The organism is Desulfovibrio sp. (genome assembly GCF_019424165.1).
Classification (GTDB): domain Bacteria; phylum Desulfobacterota; class Desulfovibrionia; order Desulfovibrionales; family Desulfovibrionaceae; genus Desulfovibrio.
Map to the genome: position 1 here is coordinate 10,357 of NZ_JAHZAA010000024.1, position 22,123 is coordinate 32,479.

A 22,123-nucleotide genomic window follows, 5' to 3' on the forward strand; every position below is an offset into this window, starting at 1 on the left:
GAAGAGGCCTTTTTGGGGCAAGCAGGACTTTCCGACGCAAGCAGGCAGACTTACGCTGCCGCATCATTGCAAAAACCTGATGTCTGCCCTGCAAACACATAAACGGAAACAAGACACAGTTAGCATGAACACAACAGTATCGATTAATGTAAAAGCGTGACTATCGAAAGCCAAACAAAAAATATTATATCAACAATAATCCCACAACAACACAAACAACACATTGCATATTACGACAGTACATTGACACAACCCATAACAGCGGATACATTTTTAAAAAATATCATACACATCAACTACAATAAGACCATGACAAACATCACACCATTTCTTGAAAAGGCTGAAAAGTACCACGGTCACATTTGCAGCGGACAGGTTTTGGGCATCCGCATGGCCCTTATGGCCCTGCAACTGCTTGACCTGAAGCCCGAAGATGATCTGCGGGATCTTGTTATTTTTCTGGAAACAGACAGATGCGTGGCTGATGCCGCCTATGTGGTCACAGGCGTGACCCTGGGCCGCAGGCGGGTCAAGGTTTATGGGTACGGCAAAACCGCCATGTCTTTTCTTGACCTCAAAAGCGGCAGGGCTGTCAGGGTCTGTGTAACCACGTCCGACCGCCCTCCCCACCATGCTCCCAAACAGGAGCAGATAGCCTTTTGGGAAAAATACGCTGACGATGATATTTTTTCATGGCAAGAGGTACACATAGACCTGCCGGAAGGCGAACAGCCCGGCCCGCCAGCTCGCGTATGCTCCTGTGCCGCCTGTGGCGAAGACGTGCTGGACTGCAAGGAAGTTGTGCGGGACGGCAAAACCTACTGCCACGCCTGTGCTCACGGCGCCTACTATCGTCCCCTTGAGGCCCGCCATGACTGAGCGCTGGTTTCTGTATGACGCATTGCTTGACTCTGTGCCCGGCACCGCTCTGGTCAAGGCATTTACCTACGGCAAACATTGGCTCATGCTGGAGTCAGACAGCGGCGGCATAGGGCTGGCGCAGCATTTTCCCCTTGCTCAGGGCATGGATGACTCTTGCCTGTCGCGCTACGACATCGTGGGCCAGCCTTTGCGCCGGGTGGCAGAGCAGGTAAAATCGTGGGACTTCAACGCCGCTTCCATCGGCCTTGCCGCCCTGAACGCAGCCAACAACACGCTGGCCCTTGTACAGCAAAGCCCATTGCGCGCGGCACTGGACCGTTACCACGGGAATGCGTTTGACTTTTTTCTTTCAGAAGCAAACGGTAAAAAAGTGGCTGTGATCGGGCATTTCCCAGGTCTTGCGCAGCTACAGCAGCGCTGTGAGCTTTCAATCCTTGAGCGCCAGCCCCGTCCGGGAGATTTTCCGGACACGGCAGCGGAATATATTCTACCGCACCAGGACCTTGTTTTTATTACCGGCACTACCTTTATCAACAAAACCATCACCAGGCTGCTGGAATTGACCTCGAAAGCCAAGGTCTGCCTGGTAGGCCCGAGCACCCCAATGAATCCCCTGCTCTTCGCCCACGGGCTAAGCTCCCTTTCGGGTCTGGTTGTGGTTGATGCTGACGGGGTAGCCGCTGCCCTCAAGGATGACGACTGCGAAGCCATCTTCTCCCGGGGCGGTCGAAAGGTAAATATGGTGGCCGAATCATGCCTGTAACGATACGTACTTTTGAAGACCTTTGGGTTGACTACCAGCCGGAACGAACCGGCATGGCAGATTTTTGGGACAAACGCGCGCCCTCGTTCAACGATCACGTCCGGCGCGATGCGTCACGCGAGCACCGGCGCCTCCTTGTAGGGCATATCGCCCGCAAGGCGCAGCTTGATCCGTCGGAGGCCGTACTTGATATCGGTTGTGGTCCCGGCAGTCACGCCCTGGAACTGGCCCCGCTGGCGGGAAGTGTGGAAGGCTTCGACATAGCCCCTAAAATGGTAGAACTCGCCAAAGAAAACGCTGCACGGGACGGTTGCGCCAACGCGCATTTTCAGGTGCTGGACTGGAGCCATGCGAACCTGGACGGCCTGGGTTGGAGAAAAAAATTTCAACTGGTTCTTGCCTCCAGAACCCCGGCAGTCAATGACCGGGCCGCGCTGGAAAAAATGATCGCCGCCTCCTGCGGCTATTGCTGCATGATAAGCCAGGTCGATACCCGCCACTCGGTTCGTGACCATCTAAAGACACTGGTTGACTGGGATGCACATAAAGAACGCATAAGCCGCAGCTTTTATTGCGCCTTCAATCTTCTTTGGCTGATGGGGTATTACCCCGAAGTGGAATATATGGACAGGGCATGGGAGAGCGACAGCAGCCTTGAAGAGGCGGAACTGATGTATCTGCGCTACTTTGAAAGCATGGGACCGCTCACCCCGCAGCAAAAAGAACGTCTGACCCGCACACTGGCGGAGATCAGCCGTGACGGACGGGTGCATGAAAGTGTGCAGTCAAAGGTAGCCATCATGTTCTGGGCCGTCTAGAGCAGAATACTTTTACGGCTATACATTCTCAAAGGTTACGTGCCGCTCGTTATGGCACGTAACCACGCAAACAGGTTGCGCGGCACGGGGGAGATTACCAGTCGAGCCAAGAAAGCTCGCACAGCAGGGCCGTGCCTGCCTCACAACCGCAACGCACCCGGATATCCTTGGGGCGATCCGGCAGGCTGCCCAATACCGGCAACAAGAGCATTGCAACTGTTCATTGCTCTAAACGCCTGCCTGAAGGCCGCAGTTAGGGAGTCCCGGCCTGCCAGGCCGCCTCCGCCGCAGTCTTGTCAGTAAAAACATACAGATTCTTTCCTGACCGCAGGGCTTCGGCATCAACACCGCTTTTCAACTGTTTTTCCAGAACATCCACCAACGTTCCGTGATCTTTTTTCGTGGGCAGATCCATATTTCTGGCCATAAAACCGTTAAGAGCCACGCGGTACGTCCTGTCCGGCTGCAACGGGTCTCCGTCTGCGAGACGAAGGCCGGCCACATGCAGAGCACCTGCTCCATCCCGCCAGGCCCAGGCAGTGAGTCCGTAGAACTGCGGCAGGCCACGCCCGCCATGGCCTGCACCGCGCATGAGAATTCCGGCAATCTGCCTGCCTGTCATGTCGGCTGTAACCAGGGTGTCGCCAAAGGGCAAAACATCATGCAGATCGCGCAGGCGCACAGGCCCGCCGGGCAGCCCAGCGCGTATGCCGCCAGGATTGTGCAGGGCAATAGCAGCACCGGTGGCCTTTGCCATGCCCTCGCAAATAAGGCGGCCCAGAGGCGTACTGTCCTTTCGCAATCGCCGGTCGCTGAAAATACTGTCATCGGGGGAAGTAAAAAGCACTTCCGCAAAGCCCCATGCGGTATCAAGCTGACGTATGCTTTCCGCCATGGCCCTGTCCGGCACGACACCTGCCACGTCATCATACGCCCTCAACGCCATGTCGCCTCCCTTGCCGTCAAGGGTGATCTCCATGACATGCTCCAGATAACGTCCGCCGTTGGCATACATTGCCCCGTATTGGCGGCTCGGGGATACGGCCTGATGGCTGTGCCCGTCTGCCACAAAATCCACGTTGGGTACGGCGGCCACATCAGGTCCTGTAATACGACCATCCCTGTCGCCCTGCGGCCCCGCATGGCCGAGGTGACTCAGCACTATAACGATATCTTCCGGCCGGTCATAGGGCGCAAGCGAATGCGTCAGCCGCTCCAGAATGGCTTTTTTGGTGTCTTCCGGCGTGGGTTTCAGACCGAAATCATACTCTTTTAGCACCTGCCGCATGCCGGGTTTCACCGTATAGGGCGTGATGACGCCAGTGACAATAACGCGCAGGCCGCGCTTATTTTCCGATGTTTCGTCATAAATAACCACAGGCTCTGTAACCATGCCCGGTGTATCTGCCCCCTTGTATGTAAGATTTTCGGCCACGGCATCAACCTTGCCCGGGCTGTTTTCGCGCACCAGACGCAGCAGTTCATTGCCGTAGTACAAAGGCCCTTCAGATGCGGCATAGTCAAAGGCGTGGTTTCCCGGCGTAAGCACGCGGTAGCCCACCTGCCCCATAAGTTTTGCCACTGAGCGGCCCTTGTCTTTCTGTGCATAGGCGCTGCCGCTGAAAGCGTCTCCCGCATCCAGGATAAAAACCGTATGCCCCTCGGCCCTCGCGCTATCGGCCAATGCCTTGAGCCGGGCGTAGCCGATGCGCTTTTTTTCCGGATTGTCGGCTACATGGCCATGAACATCATTGGTGATAAATATTTTTATGTCCGCCAGGGCCGGAACCGCAGTACAAAGCAGAAGAAAAAAAAGCAGAATTCTTGCAAAAAACATGATCACCTCACTACCTCAGGCTGAACTGCACCGGCATGATTACCCGCGCCGGTTCCGGCGGCGCGGCAAAAGGCGCTGCGCTGCGCACTGCCTCAAGGGCGGATTCGTCCAGCAGAGGATAGCCGCTGCTTTTACTGACTGCGACATCCCTGACCCTGCCGTCCTGTTGTATGGTAAAAGATACCGTCACCATGCCCTGAATTCCCATGCGCTTGGCCTGCGGGTTGTAAACCAGATACTGCCTGACGCGCTTTTTGATATATTCGTAATTACCTTTCAGATATCCGGCGGAGCTTCCTGACGCGGCAGCACTGCCTTCGCCGCTTGCGCCGCCCTTTTCTCCCCCCTGACCGCCGCGCCCCGCAGCTATGCCGGGCTGTTCGTGGCCCGCGCCGGAGGTTTTTTCGCCATTTTGCCCCCTGCCATCACGGCTGACCCGCGCATGCTCGGGAACGGCTTTTTCTATGGCGGCCCTCCCGGCCTTTCGGCTTTTGGGTCTGGTTTTCTGTTCGTCTTTTTTCGTGCGCACGGGAATGGCCGTGGCAGCAGTAACAGGGGGCTCCGGCGCAGCCGGGGCGGCATCAGGCTGTTTCAGATCAGGGTTTGCGGCATGAGTGGTATCTGGGGCGGGCGTGCTTGCGGGAGGTTCAGCGGTTTCGTCGGCCAGAGCCGGTACAGATGGGGATGCGGCGTCAGCAGCAGCATGCGATGAGGCAGAAAAATCCCCGCCGCCGGAATCGCCCGGTGGCCCGGACAGCAGGCTTACCGTAATATACCCGCCCGTGCCTGCGCCTTGCCCCATGCCCGATGCAGGAACGGCCAGAAACCACAAGACGGCAAGCACAGCAGTATGCAGAACCAAAGAAAGCAGAAAAAACATCATGTTACCTGAAAACACCGTTGTGACGCACACCTGCTCAGCCCCGGGCATGCTGAGATGTTTTTCTGCAGCACCGTGATTTTTCATGATGTGCTGGTCCCGGTCAGGCGCATCCATACTTCGGCCTTGGGCGGCAATTCATAAAGTTTCCGCACCTGCTCCTCGGTAATGACCGAAGCCACAGGGCCATCCGCCACCAGCATGCCGTCTTTCAAAAGCACCGCCCGCCCGCCAAGATAAACGGCCTGCTCCGGGTGGTGCGTGGTAAGCAGTATGGCCGGGCCGGAGCACGCAAGTTCACCAATAAGATCAAGCAGGTGAAACTGGTTACCATAGTCCAGGCCCGTAACAGGTTCATCCATCACAAGCGCCGCACAGTCTTGCGCCAGCGCGCGCGCAATCAGCACCATCTGGCGCTGCCCGCCGGAAAGCTCCAGATACGACCTGTCCGCCAGGTGGGTCAGGCGCACCTTTTCCAGCGCCCCCATAGCCCACTCCCGATCCTCTGCAGAAAAGCGCAGCCAGGGGCTGCGCGCGGTACGGCCCATAAGCACCACGTCCAGCACCTGAAAGCCGAAAACGCCCGTATGCTGCTGCGGCACATAGGCAAGACTGCGGGCCAGACTGCGCCGCCTGATTTTTTCCAGAGGGCAACCGTCCAGCACAATGCTTCCGGACGGTGCGGGCAAAAGCCCAAGAAGCGCCCGAAGCAGTGTTGTTTTGCCGCAACCATTGGGGCCGAGCACATTGACCACCTCGCCCCTGTCCACATGCAAGGAAATATTTTTCAGCACCGGCGGGGCGCGGTGATAGCTGACGGTAAGATTGCGTATTTCTATCATCGCCGCTTCCAGTCGTACCACAGGCTGAAGGCAAAAAGCGGCATGCTTATGAGTGATGTGGCAATGCCCAGCGGAAGCTCCACAGTCCAGACAGAGCGTATGAGCGTGTCTGTAAGCAGCACAAAAAGCGCGCCGCCCATGGCCGATGCTGTAAGCCCCACCCTGTTGTCCGGCCCGCTTATGAAGCGCATGACATGCGGAATAACCAGCCCCACCCAGTTAATGACCCCGGCAAGCACCACCGTAAGCGAGCAGACAAGTGTTGCCGCCCCGATAAGGCGCAGCTTCATGGCCGTGCTCTGTACTCCCAGTGTACGGGCTTCATCGTCCCCCATGGCGAGAGCGTTTACCGCTTTGCCGTTGAGGCAGATATAGATAAGGCCGATCAGCATGAGGGGTGCGCTCCAGGCCAGTTGATGCGGCTCCGTGCGGGACAGCGTACCCATAAGCCAGTACACAAGCTCCGGCAGTTGACGGTTGGGGTCGGCCACATACTGCACAAGAGAAGTCAGAGCCACAAAAAACGAACTGCTTACAAGGCCGCCCACCACAAGCGCCAAAAACCGCGCCCTGGGGTAGAGCCATGCAAAAAAGAGAGAAAGCCCCACGCCCAGCGTGCCGCCCGCAAAGGAAAAAGCCTGTGTCAGCGGCCAGGAAGAAAAAAACACAATGCCTATGGCCGCGCCAAAAGCAGCCCCGTGCTGCACACCCAGTATGCCAGGCGACACAAGAGGATTCTGAAACATGTTCTGGTATACCGTACCCGAAGCGGACAGGCAGGCCCCCACCAGCAGGGCTGAGCCGATACGCGGCAGGCGCAGATCAAAAAACAAAAAAAGGTGCCTGCGCTGCTCGTCATCCAGCGGACGCCCCGCCCAGGCGTCCAGCAGGCTGCGGCAAAGATCGCCCAGGGGCAGCGGATAGCGCCCCATGGGCAGGGCAAACACAATGGCCGCCAGCAAAAGCAGGGCAAGCACGAACAGCGTTTTTCTAGAATGTGCCATATGGCTCAAAAAGATCGTTCACCTGGGCGTTATCAAGGTCCAGGTTGAAGAAAAGTTTCATAAAATGCCTGCTCTCTGCCTTGATATCTACCGGATAAAGATCGGGATGCAGCCTGTTTGCAAGCCACTGCACGCCCAGCAGGCGCATATAGGTGGCGGGACGCTCCAGCCAGCTGAACGGGCCGCGCGGCATAAAATACACCCTGCCCTCGCGCACAGCGGACAGAGCAGCCCACTTGGCATCTGTGGGAATACGCCGCATGAGCGCCGGATGAAAAACCAGTATCGCCTCCGGGTCATAGGCCATCAACTGCTCAAAAGTTACGCGCAAAAAAGCTTCTTCCGCTCCGGGCGGGCAGTCATGCACGCTTACGGCGCCGGCGGCGGCAAACACCTCTGCACGCCTGGATTGACGGCAGATGGAGGCCAGGCCGTCAGCCTCAAGGGCCACGTAAATCCTTGTCCGTTTTTCCTGGGGCAACTCCTTCATTGCGCGAGATACTTTTTCAAGCGTCTCGGATGCATAGGCGGCCAAGGCCGCCCCACGCTCTTCACGGCCATAGGCTCGGCCCATGGCCAGAAAACAGGGGGCCATGTCTGCCAGCCTTGCGCCGGGTATGCTGGTGACCTGCATGCCCAGGCTGGTCAGGGTCTGCTCGATGGGCAGATGGTCATGAGCGCCCATGGAAAGATAAAAAGCTTTCTTGACGCCGCTGGCCAGCAGCATTTCCCTGTCGGGGATAAAGCCCTGCCCGTACCAGCCGCCCAGAACCGGCAGGTCATGGTAGCGGACAGGAATAAATTTTTTCTCATAATCCCGGAGAGGCGTATTCCAGCCCGCCAGCAGTTCCGGTGCAAGGGCGTACAGAGTGAACGTGGAAGGCGGGGTGGCGCAATAGATGCTGCGTGCGCCCTCTGCGTGTCTTCCGCTTTCGGAAGCTGCGGCCATATCTGTTGCCGCGCCAACCCAAAGCGGCATGACAAGCAACGCAAGCAGCCCTATGGCAATACATCTGCTCCGCATATGCACCATCCTTTTTGCGTGCCGCTCCGGAAAATGGCCGGACCGACGGCAGCGCCCGGCCGGGGTATCCTCGCCATGCAACATGACCGGGTACGCTGAGTGAAGACTCTTCAGCGGCGGCACCAAATAGCCATTCCGTTTCTGCCGCATGCGAAACCGGCCAGCAAACAAACCGCCGATAATCCGTCCAAGAGATATGCTTCAGCCGTTACACGCAAGGGCAACGGCTGAAGCAACAGGAATGTTCCGTCAGTCAGGCCTATGGAAAACAGTACCTAGAAGTTGGCGCTCACGCCCACAAAGAAGTTTCGGCCCTGTTCGGGATAATACGCGCTGTACGCGTATTCCTGGTCAAAAAGGTTTCTCACGCCCGCTTCCACCGAAAAGTTTTTGGTGATGTCGTACACAGCCTTGATATCCACGGTGGCGAAGTTGGGAGACTTTCTGTACGGCCCGTCATCCGCTGAAGTACTCCAGTAAAAACCGCTGCTGATATTGACCTGAGGAATAACGGAAAGCCCTTCCACAGGAGAAACAACCGCATAAAGAGTACTCGTCATTTCCGGCAGTTGAGTGAGTTTTTCGTCATTGGTGCAGTTATCCCAGCGCATATAGTTGAACACGCCGCCCGCACTCAGGTACTGGCTGATAACGGCCTCTGCCCCCGCCTCAAAGCCGTAAAAAGTGGCCCTGTTGAGGTTTTCAAAATACATGGCCCCTTTCGGCCCCTTGGACGTAATCATGTCGTTAATGTCACTGTAGTACACGCTGGTGTTGAGCTTGAGCCAGTCGCCGATAAGGCCCTTGTAGCCAAGCTCATAGTGGTAGGCGTGTTCGGGGTTCAGGTCCGGGTTGGCAGGGGCATCACCGCTTCTGTAATATCTTTCGCGCATGGTGGCGAAACGGGATTTTTTCGCAAAAGTGGCAAAAATTTCATGTCGTTCCGTAAGGTCGTAAAACGCGCCTACCTGGTAGTTGAACAGGGTTTTGGTGTCGTCCAGACCATTCTTGTACGAATGCATGCCGCCGGTATTATGATCCCGGCTTTCAAGCGTCATGGGGGTCATAGTACTGAGGCTTGTGCCAAAAACCAGCGTCAGGCGGTCAAAGGGCTTGAGCGTATATTCCGCGCCAAAGTCCCAGTAGCCCTCTGTGATATGCTCATCAAGCTCATCGCCGATGTCGGCCTTTTTCTTTTTTTTGTTCTTGGGCAGGCCGCTATCATCAAATACTGCATAATCATTGTATTCTTTATGGGAAAGAATGCGGTAACCGGCAGAAAGTGCCAGCTTGTTGGCCGTATTGAACGTATAGTCAAAGGTTAATTGTCCGCCCACTGTATACTGGTCGTACTTTTTATCAGGATAGTCCCTTTTGGTCATGCTGATATCGGTATAGCTTTCGGATTTATCCTGATGCCAGTCGTAATACACCACGGCCTTCAGGTGGGCCTGCTTGCTCAGGTTAAAGTTGGCGTTGGCATAAAGACGGCTGGTTTCATATTCCGGCCAGTACCATGAGCGCTGAAAAGGATATGCCTGTTTGCCGCTGGCATCGGTACGGTACTGGGCTGCATCGAAGGGCTGGCCCTTTTTAAAGCTTTGCCGCATGTAGCCTACCATAATGTCCACATCATCGGTGGGGGTCCAACCGCCGATGATGTTGGCACTCATGTTCTTGTGGTCGGAATTTTTCCGGCGTCCCGTACCCTGCTGGGGAGCAGCGTCAAAGCCTTCCGGCAGAGTGAAAAAATCCTGTTTGTCATAAACGAAGGTGCCTTTCAGATAGTAGAGGTCTTGCCTCGTGCCGATGCTGGCGGCAACCATTCTGCCCTGATCATGCATCCTGCGATCAAAAAAATTCATATATTTTGCGGAAAACTCAAACTCTTTTCTGGGTTTGGCAGTACGCAGGTTCACCACACCAGCCAGGTTGTTATTACTTGCAAGCAACGGCGAACTGTAGCCCTTGGACACATCTACCGATTCAAGGCCATAGGTCAGTGTGTTATTGTAATCCCATTCATTACGATATGCCGTGGCTACAGGTATATCATCAATATACATACCCACCTGGTAACGGTTTGAACCGCGGATGCTTATGGTTCCTTCGTTACGACCGGCAGAAGTCTGTAAATATACGCCCTGTACCCCTCTGAGTGCTTCCCACAGGTTAAGGGCCGTTTTTCTTTCCATATCTGTCTGGGTGATATGGTCAATGGTATTCTTTGGCTCTGTCATCTCAAGCGGCGTCAACAAAACTTCCGTGGCCCCCTCTTCCTGCGCCCATGCGCCACTTGCCTGCAACAGCAGTATCGCGAGCAGGAATAACACGCGCCTACAACTCATATGCCCTCCAGTTATTGAAATAACAGAAAGAAAAACCTGTCCATATCCAGGCAAAGGACAGTTGCTCCACACAAGACATTCTCTATCAGATGGAATTTTAATTTCATTTGAGTACATATGATGGTTTTAAGTCGCAACTCGGTAGCGATATTTTTTTAATCGTGAATACAAAATAATTTTTTTCGGACAAACTATATTTAATTAATATGTATTTAACAATTTAAAAACACCATGAATGATTATTTTCACATGAGATATAAAAAAATATATCTGCGTTATCCACAATACGCATTCCGTAGCTCCACCTTCAACTTGATGGATCAATTTAAAGAGCCGATTTCAGACAGTCGGCCACAAACAAGCAGTGAACCACGCTGTAGCCGTCTGCACGCATACTGGCCGGGATGGCTGCGTACCTGTTGCTGGCGGCACCTGAGCCCGTGCGGGTATCGTGTTTTTGCTGGAATACAGGCCAGTGGCGAGGCTTCAGGGAGCATCATGAACCTGAAACACGAAAAGCAACTTTTACTATCAACGGATGTGCGGCCAGAACACATAGATTTTCAAAACAATCCTGCCCTTCTCAACGCACGGGAATAATGTCACCAAAAAAAAATGATTTGTTGACAATTTCTTGCCTCAAACGCGTTGTTTGATATAACACAACGAAATGCCCAACGCGGTTCATGAGAGTAGCATGACAATAACCGCGCCGTGTTTTTCAGGCGGCCTGTATGGGGCTTTCCGTTGCCGCAAAAAACGCGCTGCTGGTTTTGCCTGTACGAGATGCAGGCTGTTCCGGCTGTAGACGCCGGCGGTACAACGGTCTTTACAGAGTGAATACAGGCGAGCGCTGCCTGGCGGCAAACGGCAGCCTTAACCCGGCACTGCCCCTGAAGCAGCAACATCATAATGGAGAGAATATGAATTATTCTGATATACTTATTCCGGTTGACGGCTCTGAAGACGCAAAGGCCGCCTGCCGTGTTGCTGCCCAGTTGACGGCAGCCATTCCCGGCAGAGAAACACTCCACATTTTGCACTGCATTGCGCCTATTCCCAGCCTGATCGGGGGCGAACAGCGCGAAAAACTCAAGCAGGAACACGAAAAAGATGCCGAAGCCCTTTTTGAAAGCATCCGAGCCGAACTGGGTAAAGTGGATTGCGATATAAAGACCTACATCCGGTATGGCGAAACTGCAGAAGCCATTGTAGACGCAGCCAAGGAACTTGGCTGCACCATGATAATCATGGGTACACGCGGAATCAGCGAAATAAAGAGCATCGTCCTCGGCAGTGTGAGCCATCATGTGCTGCGCCATGCTTCCATTCCGGTATTGCTGGTGAACAGAAACAATTCTACACGGTAACGAGACAGACCGGGGCTACCCGCCGGAGACCTGCGGCTTCCGGCACATTTCTGTTGCCGGGGCAGCTCCCGCGTTCCGGCAGCATAGAACAATGAAAGGGATAAACTGTTTTTGACTGTTGCTTACGGATATCTGCATATCCGGCAGGCTGAAGCCCATGCGGTTTGGGCAACCAGGCTGTAGGGCAGCATAAGGCATGACGCATTCTTAGACTTCTAGAGTAATTATGCTGAGACACTTAACCTCCTTTGCCGCGCTTTCCGTACTGCTTCTTCTTCCTGCGACAGTTTTTGCCGCCCAGGGTCACCCCACGGTTCCCGGCGCAGAACTACCCGTCTACTGGGCAGCGCCTTTTGCGTGCATGCTGCTTTCCATCGCTGTGATGCCCCTTTTCGCACCGCATTTCTGGGAACATAACTTCGGCAAGATATCCATATTCTGGGCTTTGGCTTTTCTTGTTCCCTGTGCGCTCACATTTGGCTTTTCCGTAGCCCTGTACGAACTTCTGCATATCATACTGCTGGACTACGTACCTTTTATCATTCTGCTTTTTGCTCTCTTTACCGTGGCAGGCGGTGTGCGCCTGAAAGGCTCGCTCACCGGCACTCCACTGGTAAACACGGGCCTGCTGGCCGTGGGAACCGTGCTTGCCAGCTGGATGGGAACCACCGGCGCGGCCATGCTGCTCATCCGCCCGCTTTTGCGGGCCAATGCCCATCGCCGGTATAAAACCCACAGTGTGGTCTTTTTCATTTTTCTTGTAGCCAACATTGGCGGTTCCCTTACCCCGCTGGGCGACCCCCCGTTGTTTCTGGGTTTTCTGAAGGGTGTGAGCTTCTTCTGGACCACAACCAACCTGTTCTTTAAAACCCTGCTGCTTTCGGTTATCCTGCTGCTTATTTATGTGGCTCTTGATTCCTGGCTTTACGCCAAGGAAGGCAAGCCGGTTCCGCCTTCTGACGACAAAAATTCCACTGAAAAACTGGGCCTTGACGGTAAAATCAACCTCCTTTTCCTGTTAGGCGTGGTGATGGCGGTGCTGGCTTCTGGCCTTTGGCCCATGGGAGTGCTGGTGGAACTGTATGGAGTTCCCATTGAAGGGCAGAATCTGCTGCGCGACGTGCTGCTGCTGTGCATTGCCGGGCTTTCCCTGCGCTTCACCGACCAGACCTGCCGCAAGCTCAACGACTTTTCCTGGGCGCCCATTGCAGAGGTGGCCAAGATTTTCCTCGGCATCTTTATCAGCATGATTCCGGCCATCGCCATTCTGAAGGCCGGAACAGACGGTGCGCTTTCAGGGCTTATCCAGCTTGTGTCCAGTGACGGGCAGCCGAACAACGCCATGTACTTCTGGCTTACAGGCCTGCTGTCGAGTTTTCTGGACAATGCGCCCACCTACGTGGTGTTCTTTAATACCGCCGGCGGCGATGCCGCGCACCTTATGTACGACGTTCCGGCGACGCTGGCTGCCATTTCAGCAGGCGCAGTCTTTATGGGGGCCAATACCTACATCGGCAACGCGCCCAATTTTATGGTCCGGGCCATCGCCGAAAACCAGGGCGTGCGCATGCCCAGTTTTTTCGGCTACATGGCGTGGTCTGTGGGCATACTTGTTCCCCTGTTCCTCTTGCTGACATGGCTGTTTTTCTAAAAAACACATGTCACCGCAGCCCGGCTGAACCTTTCTGAGGCAAGCCGCAACCGGGACATACCGAATGACAAAAAGGGCGGGGAACAATGCGTTCCCCGCCCTGATCTTTTGCGCCACCCCTTTCCGGCCGGACCCTGCTCGCCGGGCAGGCGGCATAAACGGATGCAATGAGAGTATTCTGGCGTTAACCGCTCAAAAAGCGCAACACCGCCTGCAACCTCAGCCTGACACGCCACGCAGGCGGCCATCTGCTTGCCGTTGCAGCAAGCAATCATTTTGAAATCTTGATGGCAGAGGGTTATTCACAAAAAAGGGCGGAAACCCGCCCTCTTGTTTTATTCTTTTTTGCTTTTTTTCCCGGCTTCCAGCCTGTGCCGCAGGATGCTCACAGGATGCAGACAGTCTTTGCCGCTGCCATGCCTGATCTGCACACGGCAGGTTCCGCACTCTGAAGCGGAAATATCCGCGCCGCTTTCCCTGACAGCAGCAAAAAGCTCGGCCCCGACCTCTTGAGCGATGTCATATTTTTCAGTTTTAAAGCCATAGCTGCCGGAAATGCCGCAGCAACCGGCATGTGCATCGCTGACACTGACTCCGGGCAACCGCCGCAAAAGCTCAAGGCTGGGCAGGCCGTTGCCTTGAGCCCGCAAATGGCAGGGGGCATGATAGATGATCTTCATGTCCGGCTGATCTTGCAGGGATTTGTCTGAAGACGTGTCCAGATCTCCGGAATCGGCGCAAGCCAGCAAAAAGTCCTGCGCATCGTCCAGGCGGCATGCGCCATACTTTTCGTCCAGGTCAGGAAAATATTCGGGCAGATCCACACGGAACATGAGGGCGCAACTGGGGCAGCCCGTAACCACCGGCAGGCCCTGATCACGCCACTGCGCCAGTGCGCGCAGGTTGTGCTCGGCATTGCTTCTGGCGTGCTGCCAAAAGCCGTTGGCGACCATCGGCAGGCCGCAGCATACAATATCTTGCGGCACGATAACCTTGTAGCCCGCCCGGTTCATGGCCCAGATCATGTCCAGCCCGGTTTGCGGATCATACACATCCACATAGCAGCCGGGATAAAAAACCACATTACGCCCGGTTTCCGGCTGTTTCACCCGACGCGCCAATGTGCGGAAATTACGGCCGGCAAAAGCGGGCAAGGGGGCGCGCTTGTGTATGCCGAGTTTGTGCAGCACCTGCCGCGTCACCGGATTGAGCATGCCAAAGTTTTTAAGCGCCGCAGGGATAAGGTGCAGCCACTTTGCCATCAGTTCGCCATGCCCCAAAATCCAGTCGCGCAGGCCGGGAGGCGTTTTTTTACACTGGTCGGCCCGGGCCATCATGTTCAGGCTGGAGACAGGTACGCCGTGCGGGCAGGTGATATCGCAATTTTTGCAGTTGGAGCAATAGTGCAGAGACGGGTCTTCATTCAGCCCCAGCAGACGGAAACGCTCATAGGCAGGGCCGATCATGCGGGGGCCAAGAAACTTTGAAGTAGCGTCAGCCACGGGGCAATGCACAACGCAGGTGGTGCAGGCGATGCAGTGATCGGGATTTATGCGCGTGCTCATATGCTTTCCTCCGAAGCTGCCGCCGCGGCCATACGCCCGGCCTGCCAGCCGGTGGCAACGGCAACGCCATGACCACTTTTTTCCGTTGCATAATCGTAGCCGCCGAGGCTGCGTCCCGCAAAAAAAACGTTATTCCAGCAAACAGCGGCCTGAGAGCTTACCGGGCGCATGGTACTGTCCACACGCACTCCCATGCGGGCAAACAGGTGCTTGCCGAAAAGTTCGGCTTCCGACCACAGTTCCACATCATCCGGCACGGCAATATCCAGCCCCATGATGCTTTCACGCGCGGAACCGGGAGCCAGGTCAAGCCCGCCCCCCAGAATACCGCCTGTAGCCAGTACAAACGTGCGGGCCTCGTGGCGGCGCTCCTGACCGGAGGCTTCCGCCACAAGCGCAGTGCATTTTTTACCGGCAGTTTCAGCGTGAAGCACCCTGGCATTTTCAAAAAGTTCAAAATCATATTCCCGCAAGGCCCGCAAAAGTGCATCGCGCAGCCTCAGCCCACCCACTCCCGGAGGGATGGACAACATTTCCACAACAGGGCATTCCGCAGCAGCTTCAACGGCCTGCCAGGCATCCGGCCGGGCCTTGCTGCCGCAGACGGGCGGTAACAGAACAAGATCACAGGAGCCTGCATGGGGCTTCAGGGCTTCAAGCAGCCATTGGCGGCTTTGCGGTTTCTCCATCAGGCGCGCGAGGTCAAGAGCCGTCGCGCTGCGGTGCGTTTCGCCCAGGGGTGAAGGCACGGTCATCTGGGCGAACTCCCTGTCGGCCCAGGCCCTGTAACGACGCAACTGGCTTATGACAAGTGCCGGGCGGCAGTCGCGCAGCCCTTCCACGCTGACCACAAGAACGCGGCGCGCCTCGGCAAGAGCTTTGATGTTCACCCCTGCGGGCAACAGATGTGTCGGCTTGAGCGTCCCCATAATGGTAGGTATCTGCACATTGCAGGTCTGCCCCGCCGGAGTGGACGCGGCCTGCATGGGCCATTGCCGGGCTTCCATCTGGCGCTGGAAAAACGCGATGGCTTCGCGCACACATTCCGCCCCCATAAGCCGGTACGGATGTTCGGCAGGCAAAAGTGCCATGCCCGCCCAGGGGTCTGACACAGATCCGCCGTCAGCATAGGCCAGAATGTCAACATTACCGCCGCTTATGGCGAGGGACCCCATGCCCGTGGTGAGCATGCGGACCTTTTTACCCTGGCTCGCGGCAGTAAGGGCGGCCACAAGCCCGGCCATGCCGGAACCGGCCACAAGTACGTCAACGGTCCTGCTCATGAGCGGCTCCATCCAGGTTGAGGGTAGTAGCATAAATGGCACGGCTCAGTTCCATTTCACGGGCCTGCATGCCCCACAGGGCAAAACGCAGCCCGCCCCACCGCTCCTGAAGAAAACGCCGGACATTGTCCGTGGGCGTCAGCTCAAGCTGCACGCCGTGCTCGGCAAGAGCACCAACCGTGCGCAGGGAACAAAACGCTCCCTGACAGGTTCCCATGCCAAGGCGCGTACGCAAACGTATGTCTGTAAGGGAATATGTGGCAGGCTGGCGCGCCACGTATTCAATTTCAGCCAGACTCACCATCTCGCATTCGCAAATCAACGGATTGCCCGCCTGCTGCTCGGCCAGTTCCAGCACTGCCGGGAGGTCGTCGCCAAGGCGGTCGGCCATGAGATTTAGCCCCTGCATGGGAAAAAAGCGGGCCGCCCGTTTGAGCGTAGCTTCGTCCGCGTCCGGCACAAGGGCTTCTGTAGCCGTGCGGCAGACAGCACTATGCCCCAGCTTGGTGCAAACACGGTCAACAACGCGCTCTGCCATAAGGCGATAGGTAGTAAGCTTGCCGCCGAAAATGCTGACCATGCCCTCAAGGCCTTCATCCGCATGATCCACAATATGAAAATTGCGGCTGGCCTTACGCCCTGCCGCTCCGCCCGGGGTATACAACGGGCGTGTGCCTGCAAAAGCGCGCAGGATACGGTACTGACGCACCTGGGGGAAAAGTGGCTCACCGATATCAAGCAGGCGCAGCACCTCTTCAGTCGTGGGTGTGGTGTCGTCCGGCCTGTCTGTGGATGCGGACGTGGTGCCGAGAATGGTGATGGAACCGTGCGGCACAAAAATATCCCCGTCGCCACTGGGATGCAGACGGTTGATGACTCTGGAGGTAAAACGGTGGTTAAAAACCACCAGCGTTCCCCTGTCGGGCGAAAGCGCCACATCAAGGCCCGCCATGCCCGCAATGCGCCCGGCCCACGAGCCTGCCGCATTGATCACGCACTGACAGGCGATTTCAACGGTTGCCCCGGTATGACGGTCAACTGCTGTAACGCCGCACACGCGGCCATTGCGCAGCTTTATGGCGGTGGCCTCATGGTAGGTGAGCATGCGTCCGCCATGCCGGCGGGCCGACATGGCGTTGTGCAGCACCAGACGAAAACCGTCGACACAGGAATCAGGCACGCGAAAAACCCGGCGAACCTCAGGCGAAAGATTCGGCTCCAGCCGCAAGGCCTCGGCAACTTCAATTTCCTGCGCGTCAATGCCTGCCTCGCGACAGCCCGTCACAAATTTTTCAACGTATGCGGGGTCGTCCTGCGGCGTAAGCGCGAAAAAACCTTCGGTTTCCTCAACGCATTGCCTGCCGATACGACGCACGATCATATTTTCTTCAATGCATTCCCGGGCGGATTCATTGTCATTGACGACATAACGCGCTCCGCTGTGCAGCAGACCATGAAAGCGTGAACTGGTGCCGTGGGCGATGCCCCCCTGCTCAAGCAGAATGGCGGGAATGCCCCGCATGCACAGGTCGCGCAACGCACCGATGCCGGTCGCGCCGCCTCCAATGACTACAACGGTTGTTTCCAGCATGCAGTCTCCTGATATATATGTAGCTTATGCAACCATGTCCGGATAGAATCGGTGGGCCGCTCTGGTTCGAACCGGCCTTGCAGGGCAGGATGACATCTGTTTTTTCTGCCTGATATGTTGAGCTTTTTGCTGTTGTGCGTCAAGCTTGCGAATCTTATTAAAAAATTGACTCCATCCCGCCTGCTCTTCATATTTTCACCAAGAAACGGGATGAAAACGCGGCACGCAATACAAGAGAAAGGAATGCCATGAACTGGTCAAAGAAACGCTGTATGATTCTGGATATGGACGGAACCGTGTACCTTGGGCATATCCCCATTGAAGGGGCCGTAAGCTTTATACAGCGCCACTGGCAGAACCTGGATTTTTATTTTCTCAGCAACAATACGTCCAAATCCCCTGCAAGTTATGTGGAAAAACTCCAGGGCATGGGCATACCCGCCAGTATTGAGCGCATGCTCTCGCCGGTAAGCCCGCTGGTAGATTTTCTGCGGGCCAACAAGATCAGCCGCGCCTACCCTGTGGGCAACAGCGATTTTCAGCACGACCTGCAAGGCCGCATGCCCGAACTGCAACTGACGGAGGATGGCGCACAGGCGGTCATTCTGGCCTATGATACCGAACTGACCTACGAAAAACTGGCCCGGTCAGCCCTGTTGCTTCAAGATGACAAAGTGCTCTTTCTGGCAACACACCCCGACCTTGTATGTCCCTCCCCCGAAGGCCCCCTGCCCGATGTGGGCAGTTTCATCAGCCTGTACCAGACCGCCACCGGGCGCAGCCCGCAACACGTTTTCGGCAAACCTGATCCCACAGTGCTGGCTCCGCTTCTGCGACGCTACGCAAAAGATGAGATGGTCATGGTCGGCGACCGCCTCAGCACAGATAAAAAGCTGGCCGAAAATGCCGGCATTGATGTCATTCTGGTGTTGAGCGGCGAGGCTGTGCAAGCTGACCTTGAAAAAGAACGCATCCAGCCTACCCTGGTGGTGGAAGACCTGGGCCATGCGGAGGCTTTCTGGTCCTGACTGTCGCAACCTTATAATACCCTATAATACCCTGCCGGGCGCACCCGGCCTTTTGCCCACAAGCGACAGCAGTTTTTGCCCTTCTGCATCTGTAAACCGCTTTTCCGGCCAGGGCCGAAGCTGGATGCTCCAGAAAAGCCGCTCCGCACGGAGCGGCTTTTCTGTCTGTACTAATGACCAGAATGGTTCAGCACGAAATGCCCTAGTTGCCGCCCATGAGCCAGTTGAGGGGCGTAAGCGACAGGGAGGGGAAGAAAAGCAGCAGAAGCAGCATGACCACTTCTATACAGATGAAGGGAATCAGTTTGACAACCAGTTGCGTGATTTTGATATTGCCGATGCCGCAGACAACGTAAAGCACAGTACCCACCGGCGGGGTAATGACACCAATACCGAGGTTGAGCACAAAAAGCAGCCCGAAGTAATACGGATCAATGCCTGCCTGCTGGATCAACGGGTAAAACACCGGCGCAAAGATCAGGATATTGGGTGTCAGGTCCATGACCATGCCGATAAGGAACAGGAAAAGGTTGATCGCCAGCAGCAGCATGATGGGGTTGTCAATCAGGGGCGTAAACAACGCAGTCATCTGATTGGGTATCTGCGCGATGGTGATAAACCAGCCCACCGCGGTGGCTGCGGCAACAACCAGCATGACCACAGACGTGGTGTGCGCGGCGCGGGCGCTTACGCGCAAAAGATCGCGGAATGAAAGCTCCCGGTAATAGAGCATGCACACCGCGATGGCGTAGATGGCTGCAAAGGCGCCGCCCTCAGTGGGGGTAAATATCCCGAAGCGGATACCGCCCAGCAGCAGTACCGGCATCATGAAGGCCGGGGTTGCATCAAAAAAGATCTTTATGGCTTCGGCTTTGGTGAAGGTGATGGTTTCGTTGTAGCCGTCGATGCGCACCACAAAGAACCACACGACCATGAGCGCCAGACCGATCATGATACCGGGAACAAGGCCGATCATGAACAGCTTGGTAATGGAAAGCCCGCTGATGGTGGCGCCAAGCAGAATGAAGTTGGTACTCGGCGGAATGATGGGCCCAAGAATGGCGCCCGAGGCAATAACGGCCCCGGCGCGACCCGGGTTATACCCCACCTGCTTCATCATGGGCAACAGCAGCCCGCCCAAAGCCGCGGCTTCGCCAACAGAGCTGCCCATAAGGCCAGCAAAAAGAATGCTCGCGATAATGGCCGCATAGCCAAGACCGCCACGAACCCGGCCGATCATGAGCTGGGCCAGTTGCACCACCCTTTTTGAAAGACCGCCCGCGGACATGATTTCGCCGGCGAACACAAAAAAGGGAATGGCCATGAGGGGATAGTTGTTGGCCCCGTCCAGCATGCTGCCGGGAATGATCATGGCATCCCACATGCCGGAGTGCCACATGAGCACGATGGCGCAGAGCACCAGAACCAGAGCGATAGGAATGCCAAGGGCAAGAAAGAAAAAGAGAGTTCCCAGAAAAATAAACAGCTCCATTTTTCTCTCCTATCCCTTGTGGAAGGTGTCTGCCGGACGGCGTATGAGCACCGCCAGGGAACGCAACTGGAAGATCAGGGCGCAAAAGGCCATGATGGGCAAGGTGCCGTTGATAAAGGCCATATTGACGTTTGTCGCCACGGAATAGGTATCCATGGTTTGCAGCACGTTGACGATGCCGCCGTACAGCAGCAGACCCAGAGCAAAAATACTGCAAAGCGATGCTGCAATATCAACATACTTGCGCGATGCGCCCTTGAGCAGCACCACAAACATGTCCACAGCAATGTGCTTGTTGCGGTAAAAAGCTTCGATGGCGCCGAAAAACGTGATGTAAATGAAAAGAAAGCGCGCCCATTCCTCACTGGGAGGATAGCTGGACGAAAAAACGTAACGCAGAAACGCGTTGTAAAAAACCAGGCCGATCATGCCCAAAAAAATCGCTGCACAAAAAATTTCAAAAAGCAGCTGACCTTTTGATTCTTTGGGCGGATTCAAATCCGGCTCATGTAAGGTGTATACTCCGGGAGCGTGATCCGGCGGGTATTCTTTTGAATTTTCGTTTTGCATCTGCAACCTCTGCGAAAATGGCACGCAACCGCCTTTTATGCGGCACGGCCTGTCTGGCTTGCTTGCTGTGAAGAGCCGGAAAATGCTTTCCGGCCCATCGCAGCAACATACTGTGTCTTACTTGGATTCGCGATAGCTGTCGGCACTATCAAGAATAGCCTGGGCATTGGGTACAGTGTCGTAAAAAAGCTTCCAACTGCGCTTGCCGGCATTCACCAGATGCTCATGCAGCTCCTTGCTGGGCTCATGAATATTGCCCTTGTTGGCAAGAATGGTGGCCTTGGCCTTTTCGTCGCCGTCCTTGACCATAACCCACACGTCGTCGGCGGAACGCTTGGCGGCTTCTTCAATCCACTTCTGGTCCTGCTCAGGCAGGGACTTGAAGAACTTGTCATTGATGTAGAGGGAATGGATAACCAGGATATGGCCGGAAAGGCTGATCTCGGGAGTGATTTCGTACATCTTGAGGCTGACGATGTCCGCAAGGGGGCTGTCGCCGCCGTCAATCACACCCTGGTCAAGAGCGCCGGGAACTTCGGCAAAAGGCATGGGCTGCCCGCTGATGCCGCATTCCCTGGCAAAATTGGTGTACAGGGGAATATTGGGTACGCGCATGCGCATGCCTTCAAGGTCTTTCACGTCTTTGATGGGCTTTTTGGAGTAGAAGTGGCGGAAGCCCAAAGGAAAGGCGTTGAGGGTGCGCAGGCCGGATTTTTCGGTAAAGCCCTCATTGATCAGATCAAACGTCTTGCCTGCCATGGCGCGGCGGGCATGGTCAAGGTCGTCGAACAGCATGGGGGTTTCAAGCATGGCCATGGCCGGATGCAGGGCCGAGGTCTGGGTTCCGGTGGCACACATCTGAATAATGCCCTTGCGGGTCGCGGCAATATAGGCATCTTCCTTGCCAAGCTGGCTGTTGGGAAAAACCTGTACTTCATATTTGCCGTTGGAAAGTTCTTTCAGATATTTGCCAAACAGGTGCATACCTACGGTTTCAGGCTCGCCTTCCGGCTTCATGCCGGCCATTTTGATGACAGTAGCCGCCCCCGCAGCGGGAGCCGTGCCGAGCGCAACCCCACAGATCAGGCCCACGGCGACAAAAAGCGCAACAAGACGTTTCATTACAAGTCCTCCAAATTTTTTATGTTCAACGTGAACGGCCAGAACCGCCCGCC

At 55.7% G+C, this 22,123-nt stretch carries 18 protein-coding genes; 6 read left to right on the forward strand and 12 right to left on the reverse strand.

What is annotated here, in order from left to right:
• The first annotated feature begins 309 nt into the window (after positions 1-309).
• From QZ377_RS08850 to QZ377_RS08860, 3 genes are read left to right on the forward strand one after another with little or no spacing between them, the layout of a single operon-like run.
• Positions 310-879, forward strand: coding sequence for an FmdE family protein (locus QZ377_RS08850; protein WP_291440797.1), 570 nt, complete (start codon positions 310-312; stop codon positions 877-879).
• Entirely contained in the window at positions 872-1,645 is a 774-nt protein-coding gene (locus tag QZ377_RS08855) for a DUF364 domain-containing protein (protein WP_291440798.1), read from the forward strand. The genes QZ377_RS08850 and QZ377_RS08855 overlap by 8 nt, the downstream gene beginning before the upstream one ends.
• Entirely contained in the window at positions 1,636-2,463 is an 828-nt protein-coding gene (locus tag QZ377_RS08860; RefSeq protein WP_291440799.1) for a class I SAM-dependent methyltransferase, read from the forward strand. The genes QZ377_RS08855 and QZ377_RS08860 overlap by 10 nt, the downstream gene beginning before the upstream one ends.
• Positions 2,464-2,716: 253 nt before the next feature.
• On the opposite strand, the gene QZ377_RS08865 is transcribed toward QZ377_RS08860, so the two are convergent.
• The 6 genes from QZ377_RS08865 to QZ377_RS08890 all read right to left on the reverse strand — a co-directional run bounded on the left by QZ377_RS08865 (position 2,717) and on the right by QZ377_RS08890 (position 10,398).
• Complete coding sequence (locus QZ377_RS08865) at positions 2,717-4,300, reverse strand: bifunctional UDP-sugar hydrolase/5'-nucleotidase (protein WP_291440800.1); 1,584 nt, start codon at positions 4,298-4,300, stop codon at positions 2,717-2,719.
• Between the two features lie 10 nt (positions 4,301-4,310).
• The gene (locus QZ377_RS08870; protein WP_291440801.1) at positions 4,311-5,183 is read right to left on the reverse strand and encodes an energy transducer TonB; all 873 of its coding nucleotides are present in this window, start codon (positions 5,181-5,183) and stop codon (positions 4,311-4,313) included.
• An 80-nt stretch (positions 5,184-5,263) separates the two neighbouring features.
• Entirely contained in the window at positions 5,264-6,022 is a 759-nt protein-coding gene (locus tag QZ377_RS08875; protein WP_291440802.1) for an ABC transporter ATP-binding protein, read from the reverse strand.
• Positions 6,019-7,026, reverse strand: a complete 1,008-nt coding sequence (locus tag QZ377_RS08880) for an iron ABC transporter permease (protein WP_291440803.1) — start codon at positions 7,024-7,026, stop codon at positions 6,019-6,021. Before QZ377_RS08880 ends, QZ377_RS08875 begins: the two co-directional genes overlap by 4 nt.
• Positions 7,013-8,050, reverse strand: a complete 1,038-nt coding sequence (locus QZ377_RS08885; RefSeq protein WP_291440804.1) for an ABC transporter substrate-binding protein — start codon at positions 8,048-8,050, stop codon at positions 7,013-7,015. Before QZ377_RS08885 ends, QZ377_RS08880 begins: the two co-directional genes overlap by 14 nt.
• A gap of 275 nt (positions 8,051-8,325) precedes the next feature.
• Positions 8,326-10,398: a TonB-dependent receptor gene (locus QZ377_RS08890; protein ID WP_291440805.1), complete on the reverse strand. Its 2,073-nt coding sequence runs from the start codon at positions 10,396-10,398 to the stop codon at positions 8,326-8,328.
• 923 nt (positions 10,399-11,321) lie between these two features.
• Here QZ377_RS08890 and QZ377_RS08895 point away from each other — a divergent pair.
• On the forward strand, positions 11,322-11,768 hold the full coding sequence (locus QZ377_RS08895) for a universal stress protein (protein WP_291440806.1): 447 nt from the start codon (positions 11,322-11,324) through the stop codon (positions 11,766-11,768).
• A gap of 226 nt (positions 11,769-11,994) precedes the next feature.
• The gene (locus QZ377_RS08900; protein WP_291440807.1) at positions 11,995-13,419 is read left to right on the forward strand and encodes a sodium:proton antiporter; all 1,425 of its coding nucleotides are present in this window, start codon (positions 11,995-11,997) and stop codon (positions 13,417-13,419) included.
• 335 nt (positions 13,420-13,754) lie between these two features.
• On the opposite strand, the gene QZ377_RS08905 is transcribed toward QZ377_RS08900, so the two are convergent.
• The 3 genes from QZ377_RS08905 to glpA are packed head-to-tail and all read right to left on the reverse strand — an operon-like array spanning position 13,755 to position 17,858.
• A complete protein-coding gene (locus tag QZ377_RS08905) occupies positions 13,755-14,984 on the reverse strand; it encodes an anaerobic glycerol-3-phosphate dehydrogenase subunit C (protein ID WP_291440808.1) in 1,230 nt (409 codons plus the stop codon).
• The gene (glpB, locus tag QZ377_RS08910) at positions 14,981-16,267 is read right to left on the reverse strand and encodes an anaerobic glycerol-3-phosphate dehydrogenase subunit GlpB (protein WP_291440809.1); all 1,287 of its coding nucleotides are present in this window, start codon (positions 16,265-16,267) and stop codon (positions 14,981-14,983) included. The genes QZ377_RS08905 and glpB overlap by 4 nt, the downstream gene beginning before the upstream one ends.
• Complete coding sequence (gene glpA, locus QZ377_RS08915) at positions 16,251-17,858, reverse strand: anaerobic glycerol-3-phosphate dehydrogenase subunit GlpA (protein WP_291440810.1); 1,608 nt, start codon at positions 17,856-17,858, stop codon at positions 16,251-16,253. Before glpA ends, glpB begins: the two co-directional genes overlap by 17 nt.
• Before the next feature lie 248 nt (positions 17,859-18,106).
• Here glpA and QZ377_RS08920 point away from each other — a divergent pair, with 248 nt between their 5' ends.
• Positions 18,107-18,886 (forward strand): HAD-IIA family hydrolase, encoded by a 780-nt coding sequence (locus QZ377_RS08920; RefSeq protein WP_291440811.1) that lies wholly within the window; start codon positions 18,107-18,109, stop codon positions 18,884-18,886.
• A gap of 202 nt (positions 18,887-19,088) precedes the next feature.
• On the opposite strand, the gene QZ377_RS08925 is transcribed toward QZ377_RS08920, so the two are convergent.
• The 3 genes from QZ377_RS08925 to QZ377_RS08935 form a co-directional block, all read right to left on the reverse strand.
• Positions 19,089-20,378, reverse strand: a complete 1,290-nt coding sequence (locus QZ377_RS08925) for a TRAP transporter large permease (RefSeq protein WP_291440812.1) — start codon at positions 20,376-20,378, stop codon at positions 19,089-19,091.
• A gap of 9 nt (positions 20,379-20,387) precedes the next feature.
• A complete protein-coding gene (locus tag QZ377_RS08930; protein WP_291440813.1) occupies positions 20,388-20,807 on the reverse strand; it encodes a TRAP transporter small permease in 420 nt (139 codons plus the stop codon).
• 258 nt (positions 20,808-21,065) lie between these two features.
• Positions 21,066-22,070 (reverse strand): TRAP transporter substrate-binding protein, encoded by a 1,005-nt coding sequence (locus QZ377_RS08935; RefSeq protein WP_291440814.1) that lies wholly within the window; start codon positions 22,068-22,070, stop codon positions 21,066-21,068.
• Positions 22,071-22,123: the final 53 nt, after the last annotated feature.